The sequence below is a fragment of the Pseudomonas sp. B20 genome (assembly GCF_020515755.1).
Taxonomy (GTDB): Bacteria; Pseudomonadota; Gammaproteobacteria; order Pseudomonadales; family Pseudomonadaceae; genus Aquipseudomonas; species Aquipseudomonas syringae.
The window spans coordinates 1-24853 of record NZ_JAHPJG010000030.1; the positions used below are offsets into that span (position 1 = coordinate 1).

26 protein-coding genes are annotated in these 24853 nt (G+C 61.8%); 15 read left to right on the forward strand and 11 right to left on the reverse strand.

The genetic code is table 11. The features are described from left to right. Positions 1 to 229: 229 nt before the first annotated feature. Both LIX91_RS23655 and LIX91_RS23660 read right to left on the reverse strand, forming a co-directional pair. Positions 230 to 1126, reverse strand: a complete 897-nt coding sequence (locus tag LIX91_RS23655) for a PA4780 family RIO1-like protein kinase (protein ID WP_003414611.1) — start codon at positions 1124 to 1126, stop codon at positions 230 to 232. Positions 1127 to 1370: 244 nt separating this feature from the next. Then, the gene (locus LIX91_RS23660; protein WP_096133307.1) at positions 1371 to 2174 is read right to left on the reverse strand and encodes an AraC family transcriptional regulator; all 804 of its coding nucleotides are present in this window, start codon (positions 2172 to 2174) and stop codon (positions 1371 to 1373) included. Positions 2175 to 2259: 85 nt separating this feature from the next. On the opposite strand from LIX91_RS23660, the gene LIX91_RS23665 reads away from it, so the two are divergent. Next, positions 2260 to 3288 (forward strand): bile acid:sodium symporter family protein, encoded by a 1029-nt coding sequence (locus LIX91_RS23665; RefSeq protein ID WP_226489282.1) that lies wholly within the window; start codon positions 2260 to 2262, stop codon positions 3286 to 3288. A 7-nt stretch (positions 3289 to 3295) separates the two neighbouring features. On the opposite strand, the gene LIX91_RS23670 is transcribed toward LIX91_RS23665, so the two are convergent. The 3 genes from LIX91_RS23670 to LIX91_RS23680 form a co-directional block, all read right to left on the reverse strand. Further along, positions 3296 to 4693, reverse strand: a complete 1398-nt coding sequence (locus tag LIX91_RS23670) for a DUF726 domain-containing protein (protein WP_226489283.1) — start codon at positions 4691 to 4693, stop codon at positions 3296 to 3298. A 32-nt stretch (positions 4694 to 4725) separates the two neighbouring features. Beyond that, positions 4726 to 5004, reverse strand: a complete 279-nt coding sequence (locus LIX91_RS23675; protein ID WP_226489284.1) for a hypothetical protein — start codon at positions 5002 to 5004, stop codon at positions 4726 to 4728. 185 nt (positions 5005 to 5189) lie between these two features. Beyond that, the gene (locus tag LIX91_RS23680) at positions 5190 to 6467 is read right to left on the reverse strand and encodes an acetyl-CoA C-acetyltransferase (protein ID WP_003393440.1); all 1278 of its coding nucleotides are present in this window, start codon (positions 6465 to 6467) and stop codon (positions 5190 to 5192) included. Between the two features lie 108 nt (positions 6468 to 6575). On the opposite strand from LIX91_RS23680, the gene LIX91_RS23685 reads away from it, so the two are divergent. From LIX91_RS23685 to LIX91_RS23710, 6 genes are all read left to right on the forward strand, one after another. Further along, complete coding sequence (locus tag LIX91_RS23685) at positions 6576 to 7931, forward strand: 3-oxoacyl-ACP reductase (RefSeq protein ID WP_226489285.1); 1356 nt, start codon at positions 6576 to 6578, stop codon at positions 7929 to 7931. Between the two features lie 30 nt (positions 7932 to 7961). Then, complete coding sequence (locus tag LIX91_RS23690) at positions 7962 to 8819, forward strand: MaoC/PaaZ C-terminal domain-containing protein (protein ID WP_226489286.1); 858 nt, start codon at positions 7962 to 7964, stop codon at positions 8817 to 8819. Positions 8820 to 8940: 121 nt separating this feature from the next. Continuing rightward, positions 8941 to 9246: a MazG-like family protein gene (locus tag LIX91_RS23695; protein WP_010407916.1), complete on the forward strand. Its 306-nt coding sequence runs from the start codon at positions 8941 to 8943 to the stop codon at positions 9244 to 9246. Further along, positions 9243 to 9992 (forward strand): methyltransferase domain-containing protein, encoded by a 750-nt coding sequence (locus LIX91_RS23700; protein ID WP_003414598.1) that lies wholly within the window; start codon positions 9243 to 9245, stop codon positions 9990 to 9992. The genes LIX91_RS23695 and LIX91_RS23700 overlap by 4 nt, the downstream gene beginning before the upstream one ends. A gap of 19 nt (positions 9993 to 10011) precedes the next feature. Continuing rightward, entirely contained in the window at positions 10012 to 10650 is a 639-nt protein-coding gene (locus LIX91_RS23705) for a DUF4136 domain-containing protein (RefSeq protein WP_003414595.1), read from the forward strand. An 18-nt stretch (positions 10651 to 10668) separates the two neighbouring features. Beyond that, positions 10669 to 11235, forward strand: a complete 567-nt coding sequence (locus LIX91_RS23710) for a DUF4136 domain-containing protein (protein ID WP_010436967.1) — start codon at positions 10669 to 10671, stop codon at positions 11233 to 11235. Positions 11236 to 11276: 41 nt separating this feature from the next. Here LIX91_RS23710 and LIX91_RS23715 read toward each other — a convergent pair whose 3' ends face one another. From LIX91_RS23715 to LIX91_RS23725, 3 genes are read right to left on the reverse strand one after another with little or no spacing between them, the layout of a single operon-like run. Beyond that, positions 11277 to 11867 carry an LON peptidase substrate-binding domain-containing protein gene (locus LIX91_RS23715; protein ID WP_003414590.1) on the reverse strand — a complete coding sequence of 197 codons (591 nt, stop codon included), beginning with the start codon at positions 11865 to 11867 and terminating at the stop codon, positions 11277 to 11279. A gap of 14 nt (positions 11868 to 11881) precedes the next feature. Next, complete coding sequence (locus LIX91_RS23720; protein WP_003414587.1) at positions 11882 to 12598, reverse strand: LrgB family protein; 717 nt, start codon at positions 12596 to 12598, stop codon at positions 11882 to 11884. Continuing rightward, positions 12595 to 12957 (reverse strand): CidA/LrgA family protein, encoded by a 363-nt coding sequence (locus LIX91_RS23725; RefSeq protein WP_003414586.1) that lies wholly within the window; start codon positions 12955 to 12957, stop codon positions 12595 to 12597. Before LIX91_RS23725 ends, LIX91_RS23720 begins: the two co-directional genes overlap by 4 nt. Before the next feature lie 190 nt (positions 12958 to 13147). Here LIX91_RS23725 and LIX91_RS23730 point away from each other — a divergent pair, with 190 nt between their 5' ends. From LIX91_RS23730 to LIX91_RS23740, 3 genes are all read left to right on the forward strand, one after another. Next, positions 13148 to 13603 (forward strand): MaoC family dehydratase, encoded by a 456-nt coding sequence (locus LIX91_RS23730; RefSeq protein ID WP_100072763.1) that lies wholly within the window; start codon positions 13148 to 13150, stop codon positions 13601 to 13603. Positions 13604 to 13743: 140 nt separating this feature from the next. Continuing rightward, positions 13744 to 15471 (forward strand): C13 family peptidase, encoded by a 1728-nt coding sequence (locus tag LIX91_RS23735; RefSeq protein ID WP_100072764.1) that lies wholly within the window; start codon positions 13744 to 13746, stop codon positions 15469 to 15471. Positions 15472 to 15496: 25 nt separating this feature from the next. Next, positions 15497 to 16138: an NAD(P)H-binding protein gene (locus tag LIX91_RS23740; RefSeq protein WP_100072765.1), complete on the forward strand. Its 642-nt coding sequence runs from the start codon at positions 15497 to 15499 to the stop codon at positions 16136 to 16138. A gap of 251 nt (positions 16139 to 16389) precedes the next feature. Here LIX91_RS23740 and LIX91_RS23745 read toward each other — a convergent pair whose 3' ends face one another. The 3 genes from LIX91_RS23745 to mpl are packed head-to-tail and all read right to left on the reverse strand — an operon-like array spanning position 16390 to position 18642. Next, positions 16390 to 16674, reverse strand: coding sequence for a YceK/YidQ family lipoprotein (locus LIX91_RS23745; RefSeq protein WP_226489287.1), 285 nt, complete (start codon positions 16672 to 16674; stop codon positions 16390 to 16392). After that, complete coding sequence (gene ubiX / locus LIX91_RS23750; protein WP_226489288.1) at positions 16667 to 17296, reverse strand: flavin prenyltransferase UbiX; 630 nt, start codon at positions 17294 to 17296, stop codon at positions 16667 to 16669. Before ubiX ends, LIX91_RS23745 begins: the two co-directional genes overlap by 8 nt. After that, positions 17293 to 18642 carry a UDP-N-acetylmuramate:L-alanyl-gamma-D-glutamyl-meso-diaminopimelate ligase gene (gene mpl, locus LIX91_RS23755; protein WP_226489289.1) on the reverse strand — a complete coding sequence of 450 codons (1350 nt, stop codon included), beginning with the start codon at positions 18640 to 18642 and terminating at the stop codon, positions 17293 to 17295. The genes ubiX and mpl overlap by 4 nt, the downstream gene beginning before the upstream one ends. Positions 18643 to 18867: 225 nt before the next feature. Here mpl and LIX91_RS23760 point away from each other — a divergent pair, with 225 nt between their 5' ends. The 5 genes from LIX91_RS23760 (at position 18868) to LIX91_RS23780 (ending at position 24782) form a co-directional block, all read left to right on the forward strand. Then, entirely contained in the window at positions 18868 to 20394 is a 1527-nt protein-coding gene (locus tag LIX91_RS23760; protein ID WP_226489290.1) for an aldehyde dehydrogenase family protein, read from the forward strand. 430 nt (positions 20395 to 20824) lie between these two features. Continuing rightward, on the forward strand, positions 20825 to 22219 hold the full coding sequence (locus LIX91_RS23765; protein WP_226489291.1) for an ethanolamine ammonia-lyase subunit EutB: 1395 nt from the start codon (positions 20825 to 20827) through the stop codon (positions 22217 to 22219). Continuing rightward, positions 22216 to 23079: an ethanolamine ammonia-lyase subunit EutC gene (eutC, locus tag LIX91_RS23770; RefSeq protein ID WP_046236097.1), complete on the forward strand. Its 864-nt coding sequence runs from the start codon at positions 22216 to 22218 to the stop codon at positions 23077 to 23079. Before LIX91_RS23765 ends, eutC begins: the two co-directional genes overlap by 4 nt. 242 nt (positions 23080 to 23321) lie before the next feature. Continuing rightward, on the forward strand, positions 23322 to 23969 hold the full coding sequence (locus tag LIX91_RS23775) for a DedA family protein (protein ID WP_004414903.1): 648 nt from the start codon (positions 23322 to 23324) through the stop codon (positions 23967 to 23969). Between the two features lie 3 nt (positions 23970 to 23972). Further along, positions 23973 to 24782, forward strand: coding sequence for a zinc-dependent peptidase (locus tag LIX91_RS23780; RefSeq protein WP_226489292.1), 810 nt, complete (start codon positions 23973 to 23975; stop codon positions 24780 to 24782). Positions 24783 to 24853: the final 71 nt, after the last annotated feature.

The following is a 24853-nucleotide window of genomic DNA, read 5'->3' on the forward strand; positions in this document are numbered from 1 at the left end:
CCACAGTGGTCTTGCTTACTGCATCACTCCACGGAGCGCCTGCCACACACACTCCCTGTGGGAGCGAGCTTGCTCGCGAAAGGGCCCGAACAGGCTCCGAAAACAGCGCGCCTGATCCATCGCATTCGCGAGCGGGCTCGCTCCCACAGTGGTCTTACTTACTGCATCACTCGACGGAGCGCCTGCCACACGCACTCACTGTGGGAGCGAGCTTGCTCGCGAAAGGGCCTTACTGCATCCACGGCGGTGGGGGTTCTTCGGTGGATTTGCTCGGCGGCGCGTCGTCTGCCGCACGCGCTGCCTGGCGGCGGGCTTCGTCGAGGCGGGCGGCTTCGATTTCGCGCAGTACGCCGCCTACATCGGCTTCGTCCTCCGGCTCATCGAATTCACCGGTCAGCACCGTGGTAGGCGACAAGGTGCCTGCCTCGTAATACGACCACATTTCCTTGGCGTACTTGGTCTTTCTGAGCTCCGGTGCGAAGCGGCCGAAGTACAGCGCCATGTTGCCGACGTCACGCTCCAGCATGCTGAACGCGTGGTTGTTGCCCGCGGCATCGACCGCTTGCGGCAAGTCGATGATGACCGGACCGGAAGGCGCCAGCAGCACGTTGAACTCGGACAGGTCACCGTGCACCAGACCGGCACACAGCATCAGCACGATTTGCTCGATCAGGAATGCGTGATACTCGCGCGCCTGATCCGGCTCCAGCACAACGTCGTTCAGACGCGGCGCTGCATCGCCGTACTCGTCAGCCACCAGTTCCATGAGCAGCACGCCTTCCAGGAAGTCGTACGGCTTGGGCACCCGCACACCTGCGCCAGCCAGACGAAACAGCGCAGCCACTTCGGCATTCTGCCAGGCGTCTTCGGTTTCCTTGCGCCCGAACTTCGAGCCCTTGGCCATGGCGCGGGCCTGACGACTGTTGCGTACCTTGCGGCCTTCCTGATACTCGGCCGCCTGACGGAAACTGCGTTTGTTAGCCTCCTTGTAAACCTTGGCACACCGCAGCTCATTGCCGCAACGCACCACATAAACAGCTGCCTCTTTACCACTCATGAGCGGGCGCAGCACCTCGTCGACCAGACCGTCTTCGATCAGGGGTTCAATGCGTTTAGGAGTTTTCATCAGCTTTTATTGTGGGTCCTTTGTTGCCAGATACGCGATTGTTGCCGTTATACGGCAATCCTCCGCCAGCGAGTAGGGGTAACCCCCTGTGGATTGAAAGGTTTTTTAAGAAAAAACCACGCAATCCCCCGGTTTAAAGCACCTTTCGTGCCGTACAACCGGTGAAAGATATTCCGGGACAAAACATGTAAAAACAGAAAAAACAGCGTTGGATGCACTCGTTAGTGCACAAGGCATCCAGGCCTTACTTGAACAAGTCACCGGGGGTATGGCCGAACAAACCCTTGAACGCGGCGATGAACGCCGACGTCGAGTCATAACCGCAGGCCAGCGCGGTATGCGTCACACTGGCGCCCTCTTCCAGTGCAGACAGCGAAGACAGCAGCCGTGCCCGCTGCCGCCAGCCACGAAAGCTCAATCCGGTTTCGCGCTGAAACATTCGCATCAGGGTTTTCTCGGAGGTCCCGAGACGGGCAGCCCAGTCATGCAGGGTGATCAACCGGCCTGGCTCCTCGATCAACTCGTTGCACAGCCCCAGCAAACGCGGATGACGCGGCAACGGCAGTGAAAAGCCGACTTCGGGCAGCTGCGCCAGTTGATCCAGCAGGACCTGCACCAGCCGCGCCTCATGACTGTCCTGCTCGGGATAATCCACGGGCAGCAGGCAGAAGCTCTTGATCAGCTCGCGGGCCAGTGGCGTGACTTCCAGCACCCGGCAGCGCTGCGGTGCCCACCCCGAATCAGCCGTGCGAATGTACAGGCTGCGCATTTCGGCGCGCATGGAGGTCACCACCTCATGCTCAAGCCCGGCAGGCACCCAGACGCCCCACTGCGGCGGCGCGAAGAAACTGCCCTCGGCGGTATGCACACCCAGAACCCCGCTGATCGCGTAAGAAAACTGCACCCAGTCGTGGCGATGGGGCGGCGTCCACGAACCGGCGCTGAGGCTTTCGGCACGGGCATACAGCGGGCGCGGCAGGCCGGACAATTCCGGTATCCGCCGTTCGCCCGTGGGCTGCTGCTGATTAATCTGTCCGTTACTCGGCATCTTATGGCCTTATGTCGCAAGACGGCTATGGAGCAACAGAGTAGCCTGCACGCATCTATGTTTACAAAAGTTCTACGGGCCCCGCATGCAATCACTCAAACACTTCAAACGCGTCGCCACCGACTGGTTCCTCTGGGGCATGGTTCTGGCGACGGTGCTCGCCTACTTCTTTCCGCGTTTCGGCGCTACCGGCGGCAGCATGCACGCTGAATACGTCATCAAGGTCGGCGTGTTCGTGGTGTTCTTTCTGCATGGTGTGAACCTGTCCAGCGAGCAGATCAAGAAAGGCCTGACCAACTGGCGCCTGCACGTGATGATCCAGGTTTTCACGTTCGTGGTGTTCCCGCTGATCTGGCTGGCGTGCAACAAGCTGCTGGGCTCACAGGTGCCGGCGCTGCTGATGCTGGGCTTCCTTTACCTGTGTGCGCTGCCCTCGACCATTTCCTCCTCGGTGGCGCTGACCGGCAGCGCAGGCGGCAATGTCCCGGCTGCGATTCTCAACGCCAGCATGTCCAGCGTCATCGGGATTTTCATCACGCCGTGGCTAGTGAGCCTGGTGGTCGGCACCGGCGCTGGCGGGATCGATCTGGGCGATACGCTGCTCGACCTGTGCGCCATGCTCCTGCTGCCACTGGTGCTTGGCCAGTTAATGCGGCCGTTGCTGGGCAAGTTCTTCGCCCGCCACAAGAAATACACCAACCTGATCGACAAGCTGGTGATTCTGCTGCTGGTGTATGCGGCGTTCTGCAACTCGATGATCTCCGGCATGTGGCAAAGCCAGGGCAACAGCGTGATCCTGACGGCGTTCGTCGGCACCGCGCTGCTGCTGGCGGTGATCCTGTTGATGACGACCCGCACGGCGCGGGTGCTCAAGTTCGATCATGCCGACAAGGTCGCGGCGGTGTTCTGCGCCACCAAGAAGTCCCTCGCTGCGGGTGCGCCGATGGCTGCACTGATTTTCGGCAGCAATCCGGGGCTTGGCCTGATTCTGTTGCCGATCATGATCTACCACCCGATGCAGCTGATCGTGTGCTCGATCATCGCCGAGAGCTACGCCAGTCGCCATCGCCAGCAGCTTTCGGCCGCCGCGCTGGAAGAAGCTCGCGCCGCGTGAATGCGTCTTACATCAGCGCGTCATCATCCAGCGTGACGCGCGCGTAGAAGACGATCGTCACGGTGGGGATCAGTGCGGAATAACCCGGTCGCAGCGCAGTGCCGAAGTGCGTCAGCAAGCGTTGCACCGGGGCCTGGCGAATTGCACCGAGCAAGCCCTTGACCGCGCCGGGCGCCTCGTCGGGCTGCGCGGTCTTGAAAAATGCCGCCACGGTCAGGCGCTCGGCCAGTGCATCGACATGCGCGGCATAGATGTCCCAGCTCATCGCGCGGACACTGGCGCGCGGCATCTGCACCAGCGGGTGCGCGCTGTTGAACGCATGGCGAAAGAACGTTCTGAGCAGCAGTTCTTCCACTTCGACCACCGTCGCGCACTGGTGCAGCGCGTCGTCCAGACCGTATTGCCGCGCCAGCATGCCCAGCACTCGCGTGTAGGGCACGCCACGACGCCGGGCGGCATTGATCAGAAAGTGCCCGGCGACCAACTGGAATTCGCGCACGAAGGCGTAAGTGCGGTCCGCTTCAGTGGCCTTGAGGCGCGTCCAGCGGCTGCTGCGCAAATGCTTGATGGCCGCCTCCAGCACGTAGTCCGGCGAACGGACCAGAACGCTGTGCAGCCAGACATCCTGCAGGACCGGGTCGCGGGTCATTGCCGGTAGCACCGCAACGCCGGTTTCCAGCCCTTCACAGCCACTGAAGCGGGTGGCGATCAATACTTCCTGCAAGCGCTGCCAGTAATGGTGATGGCGATAACCCTGCATGCGCACGTTCTCAAAGTGCTCGACCGGCGTGCGCCCCAGGCTCTTCTCGCCCAGATTCAGCAACAGCACATGATCTTCCGTGGAATACGCATTGATCAGCCGTCCGCTGATTCTCTGCTTGAGCAGCTCGGCCTCGGCGGCATCGATACGCACGGCAGCGGCCATCAGCAATACATCGCCCACCACCAGCCCGTGCTCGGGCGTCTGCTGCAGCTCCTTGAGCGCGCTGACCAGCAGCCGGCCGCCCAAGGAATGGCCGATCAGGTTGACTTGCTTGACGTCGGGATGATGCTCGAACAGGTAGCGATCCAGCTGCGCCAACAGCACCTTGCCCATGTCGCGGGCACGGTTGCGGATACGCGCAAAGTGAACGACCCGGTCCCCCGCCAGCGCTGCCGCACCCGCAAGCGGATGCACACGGGCAGCTGCCATCAGCAGGCCACGGGAACGGTTGTCCATCTGGGTGAAATGGCTGGATGGCCAGAACGCCAGAATGTTCACACTCTGGCGCAAGGCGCCGGGGATGCTGTTGGCCAACAGGCGTCGGTCATCCAGATCATGCCCTGACGAATAGCCGTGAATGAAGACGTTGGCGACCTCGCCCGAGGTCTTGGGCAGGGTCAGAAACTTGAAGTGATTTTCCACGTTGTCCTGTCACACATGGGCGGATTGCACGCTCAATTTCTGGCGATGAAGCGCTTGGCGATCATTACGATCAGTCGCAGGCAGAACATGATACCGGTCACCGCGATGCCCCATTTGGCCACCAGCAGGAAATAAACCTCTATTTCATCGGAGACCAGCCCCACCAGCAAGCCCATCCCGCCGATCAGCAAACCGATCAGCATCAGCCCGATATAGGGCCTCAGCCAGCGAGTCCGCGCGCCTTTGTCGAACAGATAGAACACGGTGCCGATCAGAATCAGAAGTACCGATACGCCAATGATGAACCCCATGCCTTACCTCAACGTTACAGGCCAATAATGCTGATTGCTCATCCCGCGTACGGGTGTGACGCGGAGCGTCACGACATGCATTCCCGCGCTGGAGCGCGAGGAACGATAGTCGTCAGGTAGACCGCAATCGTGCCCATGCTCTGCGTAAGTCAGTTGTGGATTATGCCCATGACCCCAGCATTTGCCTAACGCTCCAGAATTGCCGTCACGCCCTGGCCGCCTGCGGCACAGATGGAAATCAATCCACGTCCGCTGCCTGCCGCATCCAGCAGCTTGGCCAGGTTGGCGACGATGCGGCCTCCGGTCGCCGCAAACGGGTGACCGGCAGCCAGTGAGCTGCCCTTGACGTTCAGTTTGCTGCGGTCAATCGACCCCAGCGGTGCGTCCAGGCCCAGACGGGTCTTGCAGTAATCGGCGTCTTCCCAGGCCTTGAGGGTGCACAGCACCTGCGCGGCGAAGGCTTCATGGATTTCGTAGTAATCGAAGTCCTGAAGGGTCAGGCCATTGCGGGCCAGCAGACGCGGAACGGCGTAGACCGGCGCCATCAGCAGCCCTTCTGCACCGTTGACGAAGTCTACCGCTGCAGCTTCGCCATCGCGCCAATAGGCCAGCACCGGCAGGCCACGCTCGCGAGCCCATTCCTCGCTGGCCAGCAATACCACTGATGCGCCATCGGTCAGCGGTGTCGAATTGCCCGCCGACAAGGTGCCCTTGGCGCTGCGCTCGAACGCAGGCTTGAGGCTGGCCAGCTTTTCAAGCGTCAGGTCCGGACGCAGGTTGTTGTCACGGATCAGCCCCAGATACGGCGTCATCAGATCATCCTGCCAGCCCTCGGCGTAGGCCGCGGCCATTTTCAGATGGCTCTCGAGCGCCAGTTGATCCTGCGGCCCGCGCTCGATGCCCCAGGTCTGCGCCATCAGCTCGCAATGCTGGCCCATCGACAAGCGCGTGCGTGGCTCGCCGTTACGCGGCAGCTCCGGCTTGAGGTGGTGCGGACGCAACTGCATCAGGGCCTTGAGCTTGTCACCGGGCGTCTTGCTGCGGTTTACCTGCAGCAGGATCTTGCGCAGCCCCTCGTTGACGCCGATCGGCGCATCGGACGTGGTGTCCACGCCGCCGGCAATGCCGCACTCGATCTGCCCCAGAGCGATCTTGTTGGCCACCAGCAACGCCGCTTCCAGCCCCGTACCGCACGCTTGCTGAATGTCGTAGGCCGGGGTCTGTGCCGAGAGCCGCGAGCCGAGCACGCATTCGCGGGTCAGGTTGAAGTCTCTGGAGTGTTTGAGCACCGCGCCCGTCACCACCTCGCCCATGCGCAGCCCGTGCAGATTGAAGCGCTCGATCAGCCCTTCCAGAGCAGCCGTGAGCATGTCCTGATTGCTGGCCGTGGCATAAGGGCCATTGGAGCGTGCGAACGGAATGCGGTTACCGCCGACGATGGCGACCCGACGAGGATGCGTCATGGAAAACTCCCTTTCTTCAAGCGAATGAATGAGCCGTGTCGATCGCAAGAACAAACGTCATGCCACCGTGGTCCATTCCTTTGAACCCCGACTTCAGGAGAGTGTTCCATGCCGTCAGATCGCTATATTGATTTCGCCAACTCCGACATGGGTCGGCGCCTGGTGAAGGCCGTCGGTCTGCCCGCCCCCACTCACCTGGAGCGCTGGCAGGCCGGACGTCTGCGCCCCGTCGAAGGGACATTGCTGATCAGCGCAGGACCGCTGGGCGATCAGGTACGCCAGTTCGCCAGCCGTCTGACCGACTCGCTGTACAGCTTCGGCAGCGACATGCCCGGCGCCACGACGTGGGTGTCCAACCAGGGACCGCGCCTGAAAGCAGTGGTTTTCGACGCCAGCCAGATCCTGCGCACCGATCAGCTCAGGCAGTTGCGGGATTTCTTTCAGCCGCTGCTACGCAACCTCGATCACTGCGCGCATGTGGTCATCCTCGGCAAATCCCCCGAGACACTCGCTGATCCGCTGGCGGCCAGCACTCAACAGGCCATCGTCGGCTTCAGCCGCTCGCTGGCCAAGGAAGTGCGCAATGGTGCAACGGTCAAGTTGCTGCAGGTGGATGACGACGCGCAGGATCAACTGGAGGGTGCCCTGCGCTTCTTCCTCACGCCCAAGGCAGCGTTCATCTCTGGCCAGTTCGTTCACCTGAGTGCCTGCCCGAGCAAGGTGCAGGACTGGACCCGCCCGCTGGCCGGACGCAAGGCAGTGGTGACGGGCGCGGCACGCGGCATAGGCGCGTCAATCGCTGAAACCCTGACCCGTGATGGCGCGCAGGTTATTCTGCTGGACGTACCGCAGACCAAGAATGAGCTCGAAGCACTGGCCTCGCGGCTTGGAGGCCAGGCTCTGGCACTGGATATCTGCTCGGCGGATGCCCCGGCACAGTTGCTCGAACACCTGCCCGATGGCGTCGACATACTGGTGCACAACGCCGGCATCACGCGTGACAAGACGCTGGTCAACATGCCGGAAGATTTCTGGGACTCGGTACTGGCGGTCAACCTCAATGCGCCGCAAGTGCTGACTCAGGTGCTGCTCGATGCGGGAGCCTTGAAGGATAACGCGCGAATCGTGCTCATGGCCTCGATCAGCGGTATCGCCGGTAATCGCGGGCAAACCAACTACACCACCAGCAAGGCCGGTCTGATCGGTTTTGCACGGGCCATGGCCCCCGGGCTCAAGTCACGCGGCATCAGCATCAACGCCGTCGCGCCGGGCTTCATCGAAACAAAAATGACCGCGCACATGCCGTTCACTCTGCGTGAAGCCGGGCGGCGCATGAGTTCGCTGGGTCAGGGCGGCTCGCCACAGGACGTTGCCGAAGCAGTGGCGTGGTTCAGCCAGCCGGGCAGCGGCGCGGTGAGCGGTCAGGTCTTACGTGTATGTGGTCAAAACGTGATCGGGGCTTAAGCACCCGCATCGAATTCAAGGAGATGGATGATGACGGCTCACTGGCGCTACCTCAATTCCCTGCAGCCCCTGTCCAACCTGTTCATCCAGGCTGCGCTCAGGCGCAAGGTCACCGGGATGCAGCTACCCGATCTGGGCTTGCGCAGCTGGATCGCGGTCGATACCGATAAGCTCGAGGCATACCGCAAGGTCTGCGGCTTCGAAGAAAGCAGCCTGCTGCCTCCGACCTATCCGCACGTGCTGGCGTTTCCGTTACAAATGCAATTGATGACCTCCGAAGACTTTCCGTTTCCGCTGCTGGGGCTGATTCACCTGGCCAATCGCACCCGCACGCATCGTCCACTGGGCGGGGTGAGCCAGTTGTACATCAGTGTTCAGGCCACCGATCTGCGCCCGCACGCCAAGGGTGCGACGTTCACCCTGGTCACTCAGGCCGAAGACGGCATGGGGCTGTTGTGGGAAGAAGAAAGCACCCTGCTGTGCACCGCCGTGCACCTGGAAGACAGCCCGGTGAGCTATCCCGAAGCCGCGCCGCTGCCGCTCAGCGAGCTGCAGGGCTGGCGGGCAACGGCGCAGATAGGCCGCGAGTACGCCAAGGTGTCGGGCGACTACAACCCGATTCACCTCAGCGCCCCCAGCGCCAGGCTGTTCGGTTTCCCTCGCGCCATTGCCCACGGCATGTGGCTCAAGGCCCGTGCGCTCGCGGCGCTGGGCGAGCATTTGCCGGCCTCGAATGTCGAGATCAGCGTGCAGTTCCAGAAGCCTGTGCGCCTGCCTGCCGACGTGACGCTATCGGCCAGTGCCGCCGGCTCGCAGGGCCAGTTCCGTGTCGAAGGCCAGGAAGGCATCGTGCATATGGTCGGTAGCTGGCAGCCTGTCACCGAGTGACGTACAGGCTGATGAACACCTCTGACGGGAGCCCTGCTCCCATCGACGGCTGAACAAACCTCAACGCCCACTTGCCTGGCGACCCGTTCCCCCTGAAGCTATGCGTCTTCAGGAGAGCACGATGAACCTCGACGAGTTGACCCAACGCCTGCACCGCATCCGCGACCAGAACGACTGGAAGCCATTTCACAGCCCGAAAAACCTGGCCATGGCTGCCAGTGTGGAGATGGCCGAGCTGGTGGAAATATTCCAGTGGCTGCGCGAAGACCAGTCCCGCGAGCTGCCTGCCGACCAATTGGAGCACGCCGGCCAGGAAGTCGGCGACATCGTCCTCTACCTGTTGTTGCTGTGCAGCGAACTGGGGCTGGACATGGACACGGTGGTGCGTAACAAGCTGGCTGACAGCGAGCGGAGATTTGCCAAGTGAGTGATCGGCATTTCGACCAGCTGGCGACCCGCTTTGCGGAAAAGATCTATGGCGGTGCCAAGGGGGCCATTCGTCTGGCGGTGCTGCAGGCCGATCTGACCGAAACCCTGCCCGCACGACCGCTCCGCGTACTGGATATCGGCGCCGGGCTGGGCCACATGTCACTGTGGCTGGCCGAACAGGGTCATCAGGTGACCCTCGCCGAACCCGCCGAGCCGATGCTCGAAGGCGCACGGCAGCGCTTCGCCGATGCCGGACAGACGGCAACCTTCATTCAGGCTCCGTGGCAGGCGCTGCCGGGTTTACTGAGCGACACTTATGATCTGGTGCTGTGCCACGCGGTGCTGGAGTGGCTGGCCGAGCCGCACAGCATCCTCCCGGTGCTGCGCCAATTGACCAAGGACGACGGCTGGTTGTCGCTGGCGTTTTACAACCGCGATGCCTTGATCTATCGCAACCTGCTGAAGGGCCACTTCCGCAAGATGCGCAAAAATGACATGGCCGGGGAAAAACAGAGCCTGACGCCCCAGCAACCGCTCGACCCTCGGGAACTGGCGACGCAACTTGAAGGCCTGTGGCAAGTCGAAACCCGTAGCGGGGTGCGGGTATTTCACGATTACATGCCGGTTGAATTCCAGGCTCGGGCCGAGCTGACGGATCTGCTGGAAATGGAACTGGCGCACCGGCGTCACCCAGCCTTTGCCGGGCTGGGTCGATACCTTCACTGGATGTGCCGTCCGGTCTGACATCACTGCGGAGCCCACCATGAAACACCGTTCTGCCTTGTTTGCCGTGCTGCTGGGGACCAGTCTGTTCGGGATCAGCGCCTGCCAGAGCGACAACCCGTATGTCGCCAGCTCTCTGCCCATGCCGCCCGCTCCTGCGCAGGCGGCAAAGACGCTGGACATGAGCGCCTACCCTGCGCCGCCGCGTGACTATGGGCGTTATCGCTCCTGGGGCTGGCTCAACGGCCAACTGCCTCCCGGAACGGCGTGGGTGGATTCGGCGCAGGTGGTCGAAGCCGTGAGCAACGGCCTGGACCAGCGTGGCTTGCGACCGGCTCGCGGCAATCAGCCGGCCGACCTGTACGTCACGACCACGACCCGCCAGGAAACCCGACTGCGTCAGGTGCGTGAAGATTACGATCCCTACTATGGGGGCGGCATGGGCTATGGCCGCTACGATGGCTACCGGCCCGGTTACGGCGGCTACGCCAGTGTGCCGGTGGTGCGCACCTATCAGGAAAAGGTCATGGTGGTGCAGATCAACCTGATCGACGCGCGCAGCGGCCAGCCAGTATGGAGCGCCAGCGCCGATGCGCGCGCCAGCAATAATCTGGCCGACCGCAGCAGTGCGTTGCGTCAGGCCGTGCAACAGGCTCTGGCGGCCTACCCGCCTTCGTAACCCTTTCGGAGAACTGCCATGTTTCGCCGTATCGTTCTGCTGACCTGTGCCGTGTTGCTGACGGCCTGTCAGAGCAACTCGATCAATCGCGACTTCGATGCCCAGCGGGATTTCGGCGGCTATCGCAGCTGGAGCTGGAAAGAGCCCGCCGTTCAGTATCAGCCCGACAATGATCCACGGCTCAAGAGCGACCTGACCGAGCAACGCCTTCGCCAGTCGATCGGCGAGCAGCTGGATCAGCGTGGATTGCGCATGGCCGCAGCTGGCGCCCGGCCGGATTTGAAAGTGCAGGCCTGGCTGATTGTCGAAAACCGTCAGCAGACGGTCAGCACCAACTACGGCGGCGGCTGGAGCCCCTGGGGTGGTTATGGCTACTGGAACGGGCCGATGAACACCGAAACCCGCAGCGTCGATTACAAGGTCGGCACCGTGCAGATCGATATGTTCGACGGCAAGGACGGCAAACTGGTCTGGCGCGGTAGCACCGAGCGCATCCTCAACGACAACGCCGGCAGCCCGTCCGAACGCGATCAGGCCATGCGCACCACCGTGGCGAAAATCCTGGAGCAGTATCCACCGCGCTAAGCCCGCCTGACGTGTTGCGCAATGGACAGCTCGAGCGAGGTTCAGGCCTGCAGATCGCCCTGCATTTCATCGAGCAATTCCTGAATCGCGTCGAGGCGCTCTTCGGGATCGTCGATTTCCAGCAGCTCCACTTTGTCTTTTTCGGTGAACGGCAGCAGATAGGCAAGCTGGTTGGACAACGCGTATTGCCCACCGGCTGACACGCCCATGTTCAGGGAAGCCACCATCGGGTGCTCGGCCAGCGCTTCGAGCAGGGCCACGAGATCGGCGTCTTCCTCCTGCAGCGGGCGCTCCACGGGCTCATCCAGCCACTCGACGTCAGCCACCAGCAGTTGATCGCGCTGAACCTCAGCGGCGACAACCCGGAAGCGACGCCCGCCGACGACACGAATGCCCAGCAAGCCGTTCTCCTGCTGCTGAAAATCGGTAACCAGCGCTTCGCAGCCGATCATCGAGTAGCCGCCCGGCACTGAGCCGATTTCACTTCCCTCGGTGATACACACCACACCGAACCCTTCCCCCTGCTTCATGCAGCGGCCGATCATGTCCAGGTAACGGGCTTCAAACAGCTGCAGATCAAGCACGCACCCCGGAAACAGCACAGCGTTCAGCGGAAACAATGGCAGCGTCATAGAAAAGCCTCCTTTTAAATGGCCAGCGACATTGCCAGCGGCAGGAACAATGCCGTTGCAACGCCCATCAGACTCATTGCCAACGCAGCAAAAGCCCCCGATTCTTCCCCCTCCTGCAATGCCACGGATGTGCCTACCGCATGCGCGGTAAGCCCCAGCGCCATGCCTCGGGCAGCAGGATTATCCACCCCGATCAGTGACAACAGACCGGGGCCGAAAATTGCACCGAATACACCAGTAATCAACACAAAAACCGCCGCCAGTGCGGCAACCCCGCCGATCTGCTCGGCGACCAGCATGGCGATGGGCGATGTCACTGATTTGGGTGCCATGGTCATCAGAATCATGTGGTCGGCACCGAACAGCACCCCGAACCCCACGCACAAGCCGGTGGCAAACACCCCGCCGACTACCAGCGTAGTCAAGACCGGCCAGAACAACTGGCGGATGCGCCGCATATTCAGATAGAGCGGGACCGCCAGCGCGACGGTTGCAGGCCCCAGCAGCGTGCCCAGAATCTCGGTGCTTTTGCGGTACTCGGTGTATTCAAGGTCGCAGAACAGCACAACCCCGATCACCACCACCATCGAGACCAGCACGGGCTGCAGGAACAGCCAGCGGGTTCTTTCGTAGGCCGCCATCGCCAGTTGATAGGCGCCCAGGGTTATCGCGATGCCGAAAAGCGGGTGGTGAATCACCGACAGCCATGCACCGTGCCAGTCAAGATTCATGGCAACTCCCGGCGCTGGGCCTGACGCTTGATCAGTGTCTGCATCAGCCAACCGACAAAGACCACGGAAATCATCAGCGACAGGGTCAGCGTGCCGAAGATCGCCCAGAAGTCCTCGGCGATGGCCGACGCGTACACCATCACCCCGACCGCAGGCGGCACCAGCAGCAACGGCAGATAGCGCAGCAGGCTGCTGGCCGCCATGCTGATCGGCTCGCTGACTTCACCGCGCCACATCAAATACGCCATAAGCAGCACAAGGCCGATGATCGGCCCCGGCAAAATCGACAGAAACAGATGGTTGAGCGCGGTCCCCAGCAATTGGAACAGCACCAGCCATGTCAAACCCCTTAACAGCATGAGGACTCCAGCAGATAAACGAACCCGGCGAACGATCGGCGTCATTATAAACACGCTGCGCCAGAGGTCATGAGTGGGTATTCGCATCGGCGCAGTTGCTTGACCGGCCAGCCAGCCTCTGCTGATCTGATATTCGCCCGCAGGCATGAGCTATGCGGGCGATACCGCCTCATCAGACAAGGAGAGCAGCATGCCTTTTGTACCCGTCGCAGAACTCAAGCAGTACATCGGCAAGGACGCAGGCTATTCAGACTGGCTGACCATCGACCAGCCGCGTATCAACCTGTTCGCCGACGCCACAGGGGATTTCCAGTTCATCCATGTCGACCCGGTCAAAGCGGCGCAGACGCCGTTCGGCGCGACTATCGCACATGGCTTCCTGTCGTTGTCGCTGATCCCCCAGCTCATGGAAGGCATCATGGTACTGCCCGAAGGCTTGAAGATGGCGGTCAATTACGGGATGGACAGCGTGCGCTTCGTTCAACCGGTGACGGTCAACTCGCGAGTACGTCTCAAGGTCCAATTGACCGACGTGAGCGAGAAAAAACCCGGCCAGTGGTTGCTCAAGGCAACGGCCACGCTGGAGATAGAAGGTCAGGAAAAACCCGCTTTTGTGGCCGAACCTTTAACGTTGTGTTTCGTGTAAAGCGTTTAAAACATGAAACAGTCGTAACAGACTGTTTCATCCCGTTGACTCGCTGCGGCATACTCCCCTGCGGTCGTGACCCATAACATCTGCTCAAGCGGAGCCGGGCTCGCCCCTGAATCATTCTTCCGGGATCTCACATGCGCGCGCTCGCTCCATTGGCTTTGACACTCTTGATCGCAGGCTGCGGTGATGGCGAATCAATTTTGCCACCCGACGGTCGCCTGCCCGACGGCGGACGCTACCGGGGCGATCTGGTCAACGGCGTCCTGCAGGGCCAGGGCCGCATCGATTACCCCAACGGCAGTTGGTACGCAGGTCAGTTCGAAAACGGCCTGCGGCAAGGCCAGGGCGAATGGCACTCCAGCACCGGCGACGTCTACAAGGGCGGCTTCGAGCAAGGTCTGTTCAATGGCCAGGGCCGACTGACCACCCGCGCTGGCGCGAGCTATGTCGGCAGCTTCAAACTTGGCATGCGTGACGGCGAAGGCACCCAGAAAGACAAGGGCGTGCTTTACCGTGGCCAGTTCAAGGCCGGCGTGTACGACGGCCCCGGTCGCCTGGAACTGGAGGACGGCAGCCAGCATCAGGGGATGTTCGCCAATGGCAAGGCCAATGGTGAGGGTTCGCGCAGTGACGCCAGTGGCAACCAATACAGCGGCAACTTCATCGACGGTCAGTTGCAGGGCACCGGCAGTTTTACCAGCACTGACGGCGATCAGTACGTCGGCAATTTCCGCAACAGTCAGCTGGACGGCAAAGGTCGCTACGAAAACAGCGACGGCGACGTCTGGAGCGGAGAGTTCAAGGAAGGCGCGCTGACCGGCAAAGGCGAGTTGATCGGCTCTGACGGCAGCCGCTACCAGGGTGATTTCGACAACTGGCGCTTCATGGGTCAGGGCCAGTTGCTCCTGGCCGATGGCAGCCGCTACATCGGCCAGTTCGCCGATGACACTTACCACGGCGACGGCGTGCTGATTTCCGCCGACGGCAAAGAGCAGCGCGGCATCTGGGCCAACGGCGAGCGAATCCGTGATGCCAAAGGCAAATTGCTGCCGGACCCACTTGAAGCCGGGCTGCTGGTCCAGGGTTCGCTGCTGGACAAGGCACTGGCGGCAGTGCCGGCGTCGACACCGGCCACCGAGCTGTACACGCTGGTCGTGGGTGGCGACGGCAAGCAGAGCGTGTTCATGCGCGAGGCGGACTACGTGAGCAATCTGCTCAAGTCGCGTTTTGGTGCCGTCGGACAAGTCAGCCTGGTCAATCATCGCGATCACATGGATGACCGGCCGATGGCGACGCGTGAGACCATCACCCGCGCGGTGCAGACACTCGCCCAGCGCACCGGCCCGGAAGATCTGGTGTTCATTTACCTGACCAGCCACGGCACTCAGGATCATGAACTGGTGCTCGACCAGCCGCGCCTGTCGCTGGCAGACCTGCCCGCCGACGCCCTGGCCGCAGCCCTCGCGCCACTGAAGAACCGTGACAAGGTCGTGGTGATTTCAGCCTGCTATTCCGGCGGGTTCATTCCCGACCTGAAAGATGAACGCACGCTGATCATGACCGCCTCGCGCGCCGACCGAGTCTCGTTCGGCTGCTCGGAAGAAGCGGACTTCACTTATTTTGGCGATGCACTATTTGCCAGGGCATTGGTCGAAACCGATGACCTGCAACACGCTTTCAACGAAGCGAAGGCCTATGTTGCGCAACGTGAGACCGAAGACAACTTCGAAGCCTCCGAACCGCAGATATGGGCACCCAAAGGAGTCCTGGCGCGCTGGCAGCAGTTGCGCAAGAGCCAGGCCGAACGCGCGTTGAGCACGGCGTTGAACCGCACGGAAGCGAAGACTTCGAGTAGCCGCTAGGCTTAGCCGTATCAAGGAGAACGATATGTACCTGACGCCGCAACACATCCTGCTCGCAGGAGCCACGGGCCTTACAGGCGAGCATTTGCTGGACAGGCTGCTCAGCGAGCCGACCGTCAGCCGCGTATTGGCGCCGACCCGCAAGCCGCTGGCCGAGCACTCGCATCTGGAGAACCCGGTCGGCGAACTGGCGACGCTGCTGCCAACGCTGTCTGGCCGGGTGGACATCGCATTCTGCTGCCTGGGTACCACGATCAAACAAGCGGGCTCGCAGGACGCCTTCAAGGCGGTTGATCTGGACATGGTCACAGCGTTCGCCAGCCGGGCCCGCGAACTCGGTGCTCGCCACTTGCTGGTGATCAGCGCAGTCGGCGCAGACCCGGCGTCCAGCACCTTCTACAACCGTGTCAAAGGCGAAATGGAACTGGCGCTTCGTGCGCAAGGCTGGCCGCAACTGACCATCGCCCGCCCTTCCCTGCTGGTGGGCAGCCGTCCTGAAACCCGCTGGGTCGAGCAACTGGCGGCGCCCATCGCCAAACTGATCCCCGGCAAATACGGCGCCATCGAAGCCTGCCACCTGGCCCGCGCCCTGTGGCGACTGGCGCTGGAAGAGCAGAACGGCGAACGAATCGTCGAATCGGATGAGCTGCGCAAGCTGGGCAAGTAGGTGATGATCGCCGGAGCACAGCCAAGATCATCGCCGCCATGCTCCGCGCTCAGCGTAATACACAGTCTTCGTGGGAGCGAGCTTGCTCGCGAAGAGGCCGGTGCAGCCCCCGGAAATATGGCGTTCGGACCAAAGTCTTCGTGAGCAAGCTCACTCCCACCAAGATTTCTGTCCAGCCCGATACAGCATGTAGCTGTGACGCGGAGCGTCACGAAATGCATTCCCACGCGGTGGGAATGATCTGCGTCACACTAAAGCCCGCCCGTAGCCTGAACCCCTAGCCCCGCTGCCGTCAGCAATGACAGTGGCAGCAGCAGGGTGTCGAGCAGCGCACTGCCCGGCAGGTCCAGGCCCGGGTAGCTGGGAGCGTCTGCGCCGAATCGGTCGGCGGCACAGCAACCACCTTGCAGCGCATACATATTCAAGCGCGTACCGGCATACACCACCGGCGCGCCAGGTTTGGCCGCATTGAGCGTGCGTGCCGTCGCGCAGCCGGTCAGCGTCAGCGCAAACGCTACCATCAGCAGCTTATTCATCGCCGCCAATATGGTGCTCGCCCCAGCGCGGCAACATGTCCTGAGGGATGTTAAGCAGGTTGAGGATCCGCGCGACGATAAAGTCCACCAGATCGTCGATGGTCTGCGGCTGGTGATAAAAGCCGGGAGACGCTGGCAAAATCACTGCGCCCATGTTCGACAGCTTGAGCATGTGTTCCAGATGAATGCTGGAGTACGGCGCCTCGCGCGGCACCAGAATCAATTGGCGGCGCTCCTTCAGCGTCACGTCAGCGGCGCGCTCGATCAAATTGTTGCAGGCCCCGGTGGCGATCGCCGACAGCGAACCGGTGGAACACGGCACCACCACCATCGCGCTGGGCGCACCGGAGCCGGAGGCCACTGGCGACATCCAGTCATCGCGACCATAGACGCGAATCTGACCGGCAGACGCACCGGTGTACTCCGTCAGAAACGCCTGCATCATCATCGCCTTGGGCGGCAGGCGCACATCGGTCTCGGTGGCCATCACCAATTGCGCCGCCTTGGAGATCAGGAAATGTACTTCCCGGTCCTCACGCACCAGACAATCCAGCAGGCGCAGGCCATATTGCGCGCCAGAAGCGCCAGTCATGGCAACGGTAATGCGCTCCGGGCCACTCATTTAAGCGCCTCCGCCAGTTTGCCATGCAGGCCGCCGAAGCCGCCGTTGCTCATGATCACGATGTGCGTACCGGGCTGCGCCTGGCTTTTGACCTGGGCGATGATTGCCTCAAGGGAATCACAGACCAATGCAGGCACAGTGCCTCCCGCGACGGTTGCCGCCAGGTCCCAGCCCAGATTGGGCGGGGCATACCAGACCACCTGATCCGCCTGAATCACGCTTTCCCGCAGACCGTCGCGATGCGCGCCAAGCTTCATCGAGTTGGAGCGCGGCTCGATGACTGCAATGATCGATGCATCACCGACCTTTTTGCGCAGGCCGTCCAGCGTGGTCGCAATGGCCGTGGGGTGATGAGCGAAGTCATCATAAATAGTGATGCCGCGCACGTCGGCGACCTTTTCCATACGCCGTTTGACGCTCTTGAACGCGCTGAGCGCCTGCACACCCAGCAACGGCACGACGCCCACATGGCGAGCGGCTGCCAGCGTCGCCAGGGCGTTGGCCACGTTGTGCTGACCGGTCATGCCCCAGTCAACGGAGCCTTGAAGCTCACCTTCGAACAGCACTTCAAAGCGCGAGCCGTCTTCGCTCAACAGTCGTGCCTGCCACTGACCGTTCTGGCCCGTGGTCTGTACCGGCGTCCAGCAGCCCATCTCGATGACCCGCGACAGCGCCGGCTCGGTAGTCGGATGGATCACCAGGCCTTCGCTGGGGATGGTACGCACCAGATGGTGAAACTGACGTTCGATGGCCGGCAGGTCAGGGAAGATGTCGGCATGATCGAACTCAAGATTGTTGAGGATCGCTGTCCGCGGACGGTAGTGGACGAACTTGGAGCGTTTGTCGAAGAACGCGCTGTCGTACTCATCCGCCTCGACCACAAAGAACGGGGTCTCGCCCAGACGCGCCGACACGGCGAAGTTCTGCGGAATGCCTCCGATCAGGAAGCCGGGGCTCATGCCCGCGTGTTCCAGCACCCAGGCCAGCATGCTGCTGGTGGTGGTCTTGCCGTGCGTGCCGGCCACGGCCAGTACCCAGCGGCCTTGCAGCACATGGTCCGCCAGCCACTGCGGGCCAGACACATACGGCAAACCTGTGTTGAGCACATATTCAACCGCCGGGTTGCCACGCGACAGCGCGTTGCCGACCACCACCAGGTCCGGCGCGGGGATCAGTTGCACGGGATCATAGCCTTGGGTCAGCTCGATGCCCTGCGCCTGGAGCTGGGTGCTCATCGGTGGATATACATTGGCGTCGGAGCCAGTGACCCGGTGCCCCAACTCTTTGGCGAGCACCGCCAGAGACCCCATGAACGTGCCGCAGATACCAAGGATATGAATATGCATGACCAACCTCTCAGAACATATGCGCAGGTTAACGTAGGGGCGGTGAAATGGCACCCTGAGTTTGTCCGTCGTCTTGCGCACACGCCCCATTTCAATGCCCGGCAGATAAGCCTAAAGTCCTAGCCACGGCCGAATGCAAATGGCCTATTCTTGAACGCTCATTGCCAACTACCCGAAAGCAGAATCGACTCAGACTCCCTCACAACAAGAACCAGGAGACATACCATGCGTTACGCTCATCCCGGTACCGAAGGCGCTATCGTCAACTTCAAGGAACGCTACGGTAACTACATAGGCGGCGAGTTCGTCGCGCCGGTCAAAGGCCAGTATTTCACCAACACCTCGCCGGTCACCGGCAAGGCCATCGCAGAATTTCCGCGCTCCACTGCCGAAGACATCGACAAGGCACTCGACGCTGCGCACGCCGCCGCTGCAGCCTGGGGCTCGACCTCGGTGCAGGCCCGCTCGCTGGCCCTGCTGAAGATTGCCGATCGTATCGAAGCCAATCTGGAAGTCCTGGCCATCACCGAAACCTGGGACAACGGCAAGGCAATCCGCGAAACCCTCAACGCCGATATCCCTCTGGCCGCCGACCATTTCCGCTACTTCGCCGGCGTGCTGCGTGCGCAGGAAGGCAGCGCCGCCGAAATCGACGGCAATACCGTGGCCTATCACATTCATGAGCCGCTGGGCGTGGTCGGGCAGATCATCCCGTGGAACTTCCCGATCCTGATGGCGGCCTGGAAACTCGCCCCTGCGCTGGCTGCCGGTAATTGCATCGTGCTCAAACCTGCCGAGCAGACTCCGCTGGGCATCAGCGTGCTGATCGAACTGATCGGCGACCTGCTGCCTCCCGGCGTGCTGAACATCGTGCAGGGTTATGGCCGCGAAGCGGGTGAAGCGCTGGCCAGCAGCAAACGCATCGCCAAGATTGCCTTCACCGGCTCGACACCGGTCGGCTCGCATATCATGAAACTGGCGGCGGACAACATCATCCCGTCCACCGTGGAACTGGGCGGCAAGTCGCCGAACATCTTCTTCGAAGACATCATGAGCGCCGAGCCGGAGTTCATCGACAAGGCCGCTGAAGGCCTGGTGCTGGCGTTCTTCAATCAGGGCGAAGTCTGCACCTGCCCGTCCCGCGCGCTGGTGCAGGAGTCGATCTATCCGCAGTTCATGGAAGCGGTGCTGCGCAAGGTCGAGAAGATCAAGCGCGGCGACCCGCTGGACACCGACACCATGGTCGGCGCCCAGGCATCCGAGCAACAATTCGACAAGATTCTTTCGTACCTGGACATCGCCAAGGGCGAAGGCGCCGAACTGTTGACCGGCGGCAAAGTGGAGAAGCTCGAGGGCAGCCTGTCCACCGGCTACTACATCCAGCCGACGCTGCTCAAAGGCAACAACAAAATGCGCGTGTTCCAGGAAGAGATCTTCGGCCCGGTGGTCAGCGTCACGACCTTCAAGGACGAAGCCGAAGCCGAAGCCGTGGCCATCGCCAACGATACCGAGTTCGGTCTGGGCGCAGGCCTGTGGACCCGCGACATCAACCGCGCCTACCGCGTGGGCCGGGCGATCAAGGCCGGACGCGTGTGGACCAACTGCTACCACTTGTACCCGGCACACGCCGCGTTCGGTGGCTACAAGAAATCCGGCGTCGGCCGCGAAACCCACAAAATCGCGCTTGAGCATTATCAGCAGACCAAAAACCTGCTGGTGAGCTACGACACCAACCCGCTGGGGTTTTTCTAGGTATTTAGGTCCCCTGTTCAGGTTGGAACACGCCCCCTGTGGGAGCGGACCGGGCGACGCTTCGCTTGTCCGCGAAGAGGTTAGTTCAGACGATACCTTCCCGGAGAATGTACTGGCCCTTTCGCGAACAAGTTCGCTCCCACGGCCTTCGGCCAGAATCAAAAGCGGACTTGTGTATAGCACCGAGCCCTATTGCGCGGTAACAAGAAACACATCACGCACCAACCCTGTGCATCACGCCCCGGCTTAACGCTGCGGCGTGATGCATCCTGCCCTGGACTAATCCGCTTACGCTTGCAAACTCGCACTCCCGGTCAGGATGGAGTATTAATTGCTTGCATCGCTTCCCACAGTCGTTTGAACCGGGACGTACCCGGTTCAGCGAAAGACTACGTCCGACGCAAGCAGCGCGACGTCATGGAGAATCTGTATGGCGAGCTTTTCCCATTCTGTCGGAGCGCAGACGTACCGCTTCGACAGCCTCAAAGAAGTCATGGCCAAGGCCAGTCCTGCGCGCTCCGGTGATTATCTGGCCGAAGTCGCGGCGCAGAACGACGGCGAGCGAGTCGCTGCGCAGATGGCGCTGGCGAACATTCCGCTCAAGCACTTTCTTGAAGAGGCCCTGATCCCTTATGAACAGGACGAAGTCACCCGGCTGATCATCGACACCCACGACAAACTGGCGTTTGCCCCGGTCAGTCATCTGACAGTCGGCGGCTTTCGCGACTGGCTGCTCAGCGACAAGGCCGACGAAACCAGTCTGCGCGTGCTGGCACCCGGCCTGACCCCGGAAATGGCCGCAGCCGTTTCAAAGATCATGCGCGTGCAGGATCTGGTGCTGGTGGCGCAGAAAATCCGCGTGGTGACGCGTTTCCGTAACACCATGGGCCTGCGTGGCCGGCTGTCGACACGCCTGCAACCCAATCACCCCACCGACGACCCGTCCGGCATTGCCGCCAGCGTGCTCGACGGTCTGCTGTATGGCAATGGCGATGCCATGATCGGCATCAACCCGGCCACCGACAGCACTTCGTCCATCGTTGCCCTTCTGGAAATGCTCGACGCCATCGTCCAGCGCTATGAAATCCCGACCCAGTCCTGCGTGCTGACCCACGTCACCACCTCCATTGAGGTGATCAACCGTGGCGTGCCAGTCGACCTGGTGTTTCAGTCAATCACCGGCACTGAAGCCGCCAACGCCAGCTTCGGCATCAGCCTCAAGCTGTTGCAGGAAGGCTATGAGGCGGGTCTGAGCCTGAACCGCGGCACCCTCGGGCAAAACCTGATGTATTTCGAGACCGGGCAAGGCAGCGCGCTGTCGGCCAACGCGCATCATGGCGTCGACCAGCAGACCTGCGAGACCCGCGCCTACGCCGTCGCCCGGCATTTCAATCCGTTTCTGGTCAACACCGTGGTCGGCTTCATCGGCCCCGAGTACCTGTACAACGGCAAACAGATCATCCGTGCCGGTCTGGAGGATCACTTCTGCGGCAAGCTACTGGGCGTGCCGATGGGCTGTGACATCTGCTACACCAACCACGCAGAGGCCGATCAGGACGACATGGACACCCTGCTGACCCTGCTGGGCGTCGCGGGGATCAACTTCATCATGGGCATCCCCGGCTCCGACGACATCATGCTCAACTACCAGACCACCTCGTTCCACGACGCGCTGTACGCCAGGCAAAGCCTGGGCCTGCGTCCTGCGCCGGAATACGAAGCCTGGCTGGAAAAAATGGGCATCTTCACCCAGGCCGAAGGCCGTGTGCGCTTCGGCGACAGCCTGCCGCCTGCCTTCCGTCAGGCGCTGGCGCATCTAGCATGAGTGACGAGCCGATGAACGAACTACAAGACAGCGCCGCCCCCGCCAATCCATGGCTGGAGCTGCGCCGCCTGACCCCTGCGCGCATTGCGCTGGGGCGTACCGGCACCAGCCTGCCGACCTCTGCGCAGCTGGACTTTCAAGCCGCCCATGCGCAGGCACGCGACGCAGTGCATCTGGCCTTCGACCATGCCGCGATCAGCGCGCAACTGACGGAAAAGGGTCGTGAAACCCTGCTGCTGCACAGCGCCGCCGCAGACCGGGACAGCTACCTGCAGCGCCCGGACCTGGGCCGTCGCCTGAATGATGAATCAGCGCAGACGTTGCGCGACTATGCTGCGGCTCATCCGGGCGGTCTCGATCTGGCGGTAGTGGTCGCCGACGGTCTGTCCGCCCTGGCGGTGCATCGGCATGCGGTGCCTTTCCTCATTCGCCTGGAAGAGCAGGCCAGCGCCGAGGGCTGGTCGCTGTCGCCAGTGATCATGGTCGAACAGGGCCGCGTCGCCGTGGCCGATGAGGTCGGCGAACTGCTCGGTGCGAAGATGGTGGTCATTCTGATCGGCGAACGCCCCGGTCTCAGCTCCCCGGACAGCCTGGGCCTGTACTTCACTTACGCGCCAAAGGTCGGGCTGAACGATGCGCACCGCAACTGTATTTCCAATGTGCGCCTGGAAGGCTTGAGCTACGGCATGGCCGCCCATCGGCTGCTGTACCTGATGCGCGAGGCCTGCAGACGGCAGATTTCCGGGGTCAACCTGAAAGACGAGGCGGAACTGCAGACACTGGAATCAGACGGCGCTGACGATCATTCAGACAAACCCATCGGCAACTTCCTGCTCGACGGCCCTGCCGCGCCACACTAGGCTCCACGCTGGCTTATGCCGTTCACAGCCGCCGGGCAGATTCGCGTAATCATCCCGGCTTGCGGCATAAGCCCGGATGAACATTGAGGCCTGCTCCTCCCTCCTCAAGGCTGTACCGCTCACACCCCATTCAACCCCGCCGCTTATTCCAAAGCCCCTTCTGCGCATTCTGCTTCTATAATGCCGCGCAGTCGTTTCTTCCGCATGCGACCCCGGACAGGGTTCTCGCCTCAGGTGCCTTAATGGAATTCAACCCGCTCGACCTTATTCTGCATCTCGACGTTTACCTTGACCTGTTGGTGACCAACTACGGCACATGGGTCTACGCGATTCTGTTTCTGGTGATTTTCTGCGAGACCGGACTGGTGATCATGCCCTTCCTGCCGGGCGACTCGCTGCTGTTCATCGCCGGCGCCGTGGCTGCCGGTGGCGGCATGGACCCGGTCCTTCTGGCTGGTTTGTTGATGCTCGCAGCGATCTTGGGCGACAGCACCAACTACGTGATTGGCCGCACGGTCGGCGAAAAACTGTTCAGCAACTCGTCATCGCGAATCTTTCGCCGCGACTACCTGCTGCGCACTCAGGATTTCTACGCACGCCACGGCGGCAAGACCGTCACACTGGCGCGCTTCCTGCCGATCATCCGCACCTTTGCGCCCTTCGTCGCGGGTGTCGGCAGGATGTCATATCCGCGCTTCGTGGGCTTCAGCGTGCTGGGCTCGGTGCTGTGGGTCGGCAGCCTGGTGACACTGGGCTTCTTCTTCGGCAACGTGCCATTCATCAAGCACAACCTGACCTTTCTGGTACTGGCAATCATCCTGCTGTCACTGGTGCCTATGGTCATCGGCGTGGTGCGCAGCCGCACCTCGCGTCCGGTCGACGCGCGCTGAATCATGTGGTCATTCAGCCACTGGCGCAGGCAGCGCACGCTGGCCCGACACCCGGTTGCTGAAGAACTATGGCAGAACGTCTGCGCACGTCTGCCGATCCTCGATGGCCTGAGCAGCGGGCAGCGCGTGCAACTGCGTGACGCCTGCGTGCTGTTTCTGCATGACAAGCACCTCAGTGCGCTGCCGGGCGTTGATCTGGATGACGAACAGCGGCTGTTTCTCGCCGCCCAGGCGCAGCTACCGCTGCTGAACCTCGGCGAACTGAACTGGTATCAGGGCTTTCATGAAATCGTGTTGTACCCCGACGACTTCGTCAGCCCGCAGCGCCATCGCGATGCCAGCGGCGTCGAACACGAGTGGGATGGCGAGCACAGCGGCGAAGCCTGGCTGCAGGGCCCGGTGATTCTGGCCTGGCCTGGCGTATTGAGCAGCGGCGGCTGGGATGGCTACAACCTGGTGATCCATGAACTGGCGCACAAGCTCGATATGCTCAACGGCGACGCCAATGGCCTGCCGCCGCTGCACAGCGACATGCAGGTGACCGAATGGGCTCGCGTCATGCAAAGTGCGTTCGATGATCTCAACCGGCAACTGGACGATAACCCTGACGCCGAACCCGCCATCGACCCCTATGCCGCCGAAGACCCGGCCGAGTTCTTCGCCGTGAGCAGCGAATACTTCTTCAGCGCGCCCGACCTGCTGCACGGCAGTTACCCGGCAGTCTACGAACAACTGAAAGCGTTCTACCGCCAGGACACCCTGGCGCGGCTCGACCTGCTGCGCCAACAGGACCCGGCTTACCGGGACAGCTGACGGCCGCCAAGGCCATGCGTGGCAACCAAAACAGAATATGCCTATAATCCGGACCACTTTATGGCGGTTCG

Excerpts from the sequence above, each read along its gene's own strand:
- LIX91_RS23715 (WP_003414590.1), bottom strand. The coding sequence starts at position 11,867 with ATGACGCTGCCATTGTTTCCGCTGAACGCTGTGCTGTTTCCGGGGTGC.
- LIX91_RS23660 (WP_096133307.1), bottom strand. The coding sequence starts at position 2,174 with ATGCCGAGTAACGGACAGATTAATCAGCAGCAGCCCACGGGCGAACGG.
- ubiX (WP_226489288.1), bottom strand. The coding sequence starts at position 17,296 with ATGAGTGGCCCGGAGCGCATTACCGTTGCCATGACTGGCGCTTCTGGC.
- LIX91_RS23740 (WP_100072765.1), top strand. The coding sequence starts at position 15,497 with ATGTACCTGACGCCGCAACACATCCTGCTCGCAGGAGCCACGGGCCTT.
- LIX91_RS23705 (WP_003414595.1), top strand. The coding sequence starts at position 10,012 with ATGAAACACCGTTCTGCCTTGTTTGCCGTGCTGCTGGGGACCAGTCTG.
- LIX91_RS23665 (WP_226489282.1), top strand. The coding sequence starts at position 2,260 with ATGCAATCACTCAAACACTTCAAACGCGTCGCCACCGACTGGTTCCTC.
- LIX91_RS23775 (WP_004414903.1), top strand. The coding sequence starts at position 23,322 with ATGGAATTCAACCCGCTCGACCTTATTCTGCATCTCGACGTTTACCTT.
- LIX91_RS23655 (WP_003414611.1), bottom strand. The coding sequence starts at position 1,126 with ATGAAAACTCCTAAACGCATTGAACCCCTGATCGAAGACGGTCTGGTC.
- LIX91_RS23725 (WP_003414586.1), bottom strand. The coding sequence starts at position 12,957 with ATGCTGTTAAGGGGTTTGACATGGCTGGTGCTGTTCCAATTGCTGGGG.
- mpl (WP_226489289.1), bottom strand. The coding sequence starts at position 18,642 with ATGCATATTCATATCCTTGGTATCTGCGGCACGTTCATGGGGTCTCTG.
- eutC (WP_046236097.1), top strand. The coding sequence starts at position 22,216 with ATGAGTGACGAGCCGATGAACGAACTACAAGACAGCGCCGCCCCCGCC.
- LIX91_RS23765 (WP_226489291.1), top strand. The coding sequence starts at position 20,825 with ATGGCGAGCTTTTCCCATTCTGTCGGAGCGCAGACGTACCGCTTCGAC.
- LIX91_RS23710 (WP_010436967.1), top strand. The coding sequence starts at position 10,669 with ATGTTTCGCCGTATCGTTCTGCTGACCTGTGCCGTGTTGCTGACGGCC.
- LIX91_RS23675 (WP_226489284.1), bottom strand. The coding sequence starts at position 5,004 with ATGGGGTTCATCATTGGCGTATCGGTACTTCTGATTCTGATCGGCACC.
- LIX91_RS23695 (WP_010407916.1), top strand. The coding sequence starts at position 8,941 with ATGAACCTCGACGAGTTGACCCAACGCCTGCACCGCATCCGCGACCAG.
- LIX91_RS23735 (WP_100072764.1), top strand. The coding sequence starts at position 13,744 with ATGCGCGCGCTCGCTCCATTGGCTTTGACACTCTTGATCGCAGGCTGC.
- LIX91_RS23685 (WP_226489285.1), top strand. The coding sequence starts at position 6,576 with ATGCCGTCAGATCGCTATATTGATTTCGCCAACTCCGACATGGGTCGG.
- LIX91_RS23780 (WP_226489292.1), top strand. The coding sequence starts at position 23,973 with ATGTGGTCATTCAGCCACTGGCGCAGGCAGCGCACGCTGGCCCGACAC.
- LIX91_RS23680 (WP_003393440.1), bottom strand. The coding sequence starts at position 6,467 with ATGACGCATCCTCGTCGGGTCGCCATCGTCGGCGGTAACCGCATTCCG.
- LIX91_RS23760 (WP_226489290.1), top strand. The coding sequence starts at position 18,868 with ATGCGTTACGCTCATCCCGGTACCGAAGGCGCTATCGTCAACTTCAAG.
- LIX91_RS23730 (WP_100072763.1), top strand. The coding sequence starts at position 13,148 with ATGCCTTTTGTACCCGTCGCAGAACTCAAGCAGTACATCGGCAAGGAC.
- LIX91_RS23690 (WP_226489286.1), top strand. The coding sequence starts at position 7,962 with ATGACGGCTCACTGGCGCTACCTCAATTCCCTGCAGCCCCTGTCCAAC.
- LIX91_RS23720 (WP_003414587.1), bottom strand. The coding sequence starts at position 12,598 with ATGAATCTTGACTGGCACGGTGCATGGCTGTCGGTGATTCACCACCCG.
- LIX91_RS23745 (WP_226489287.1), bottom strand. The coding sequence starts at position 16,674 with ATGAATAAGCTGCTGATGGTAGCGTTTGCGCTGACGCTGACCGGCTGC.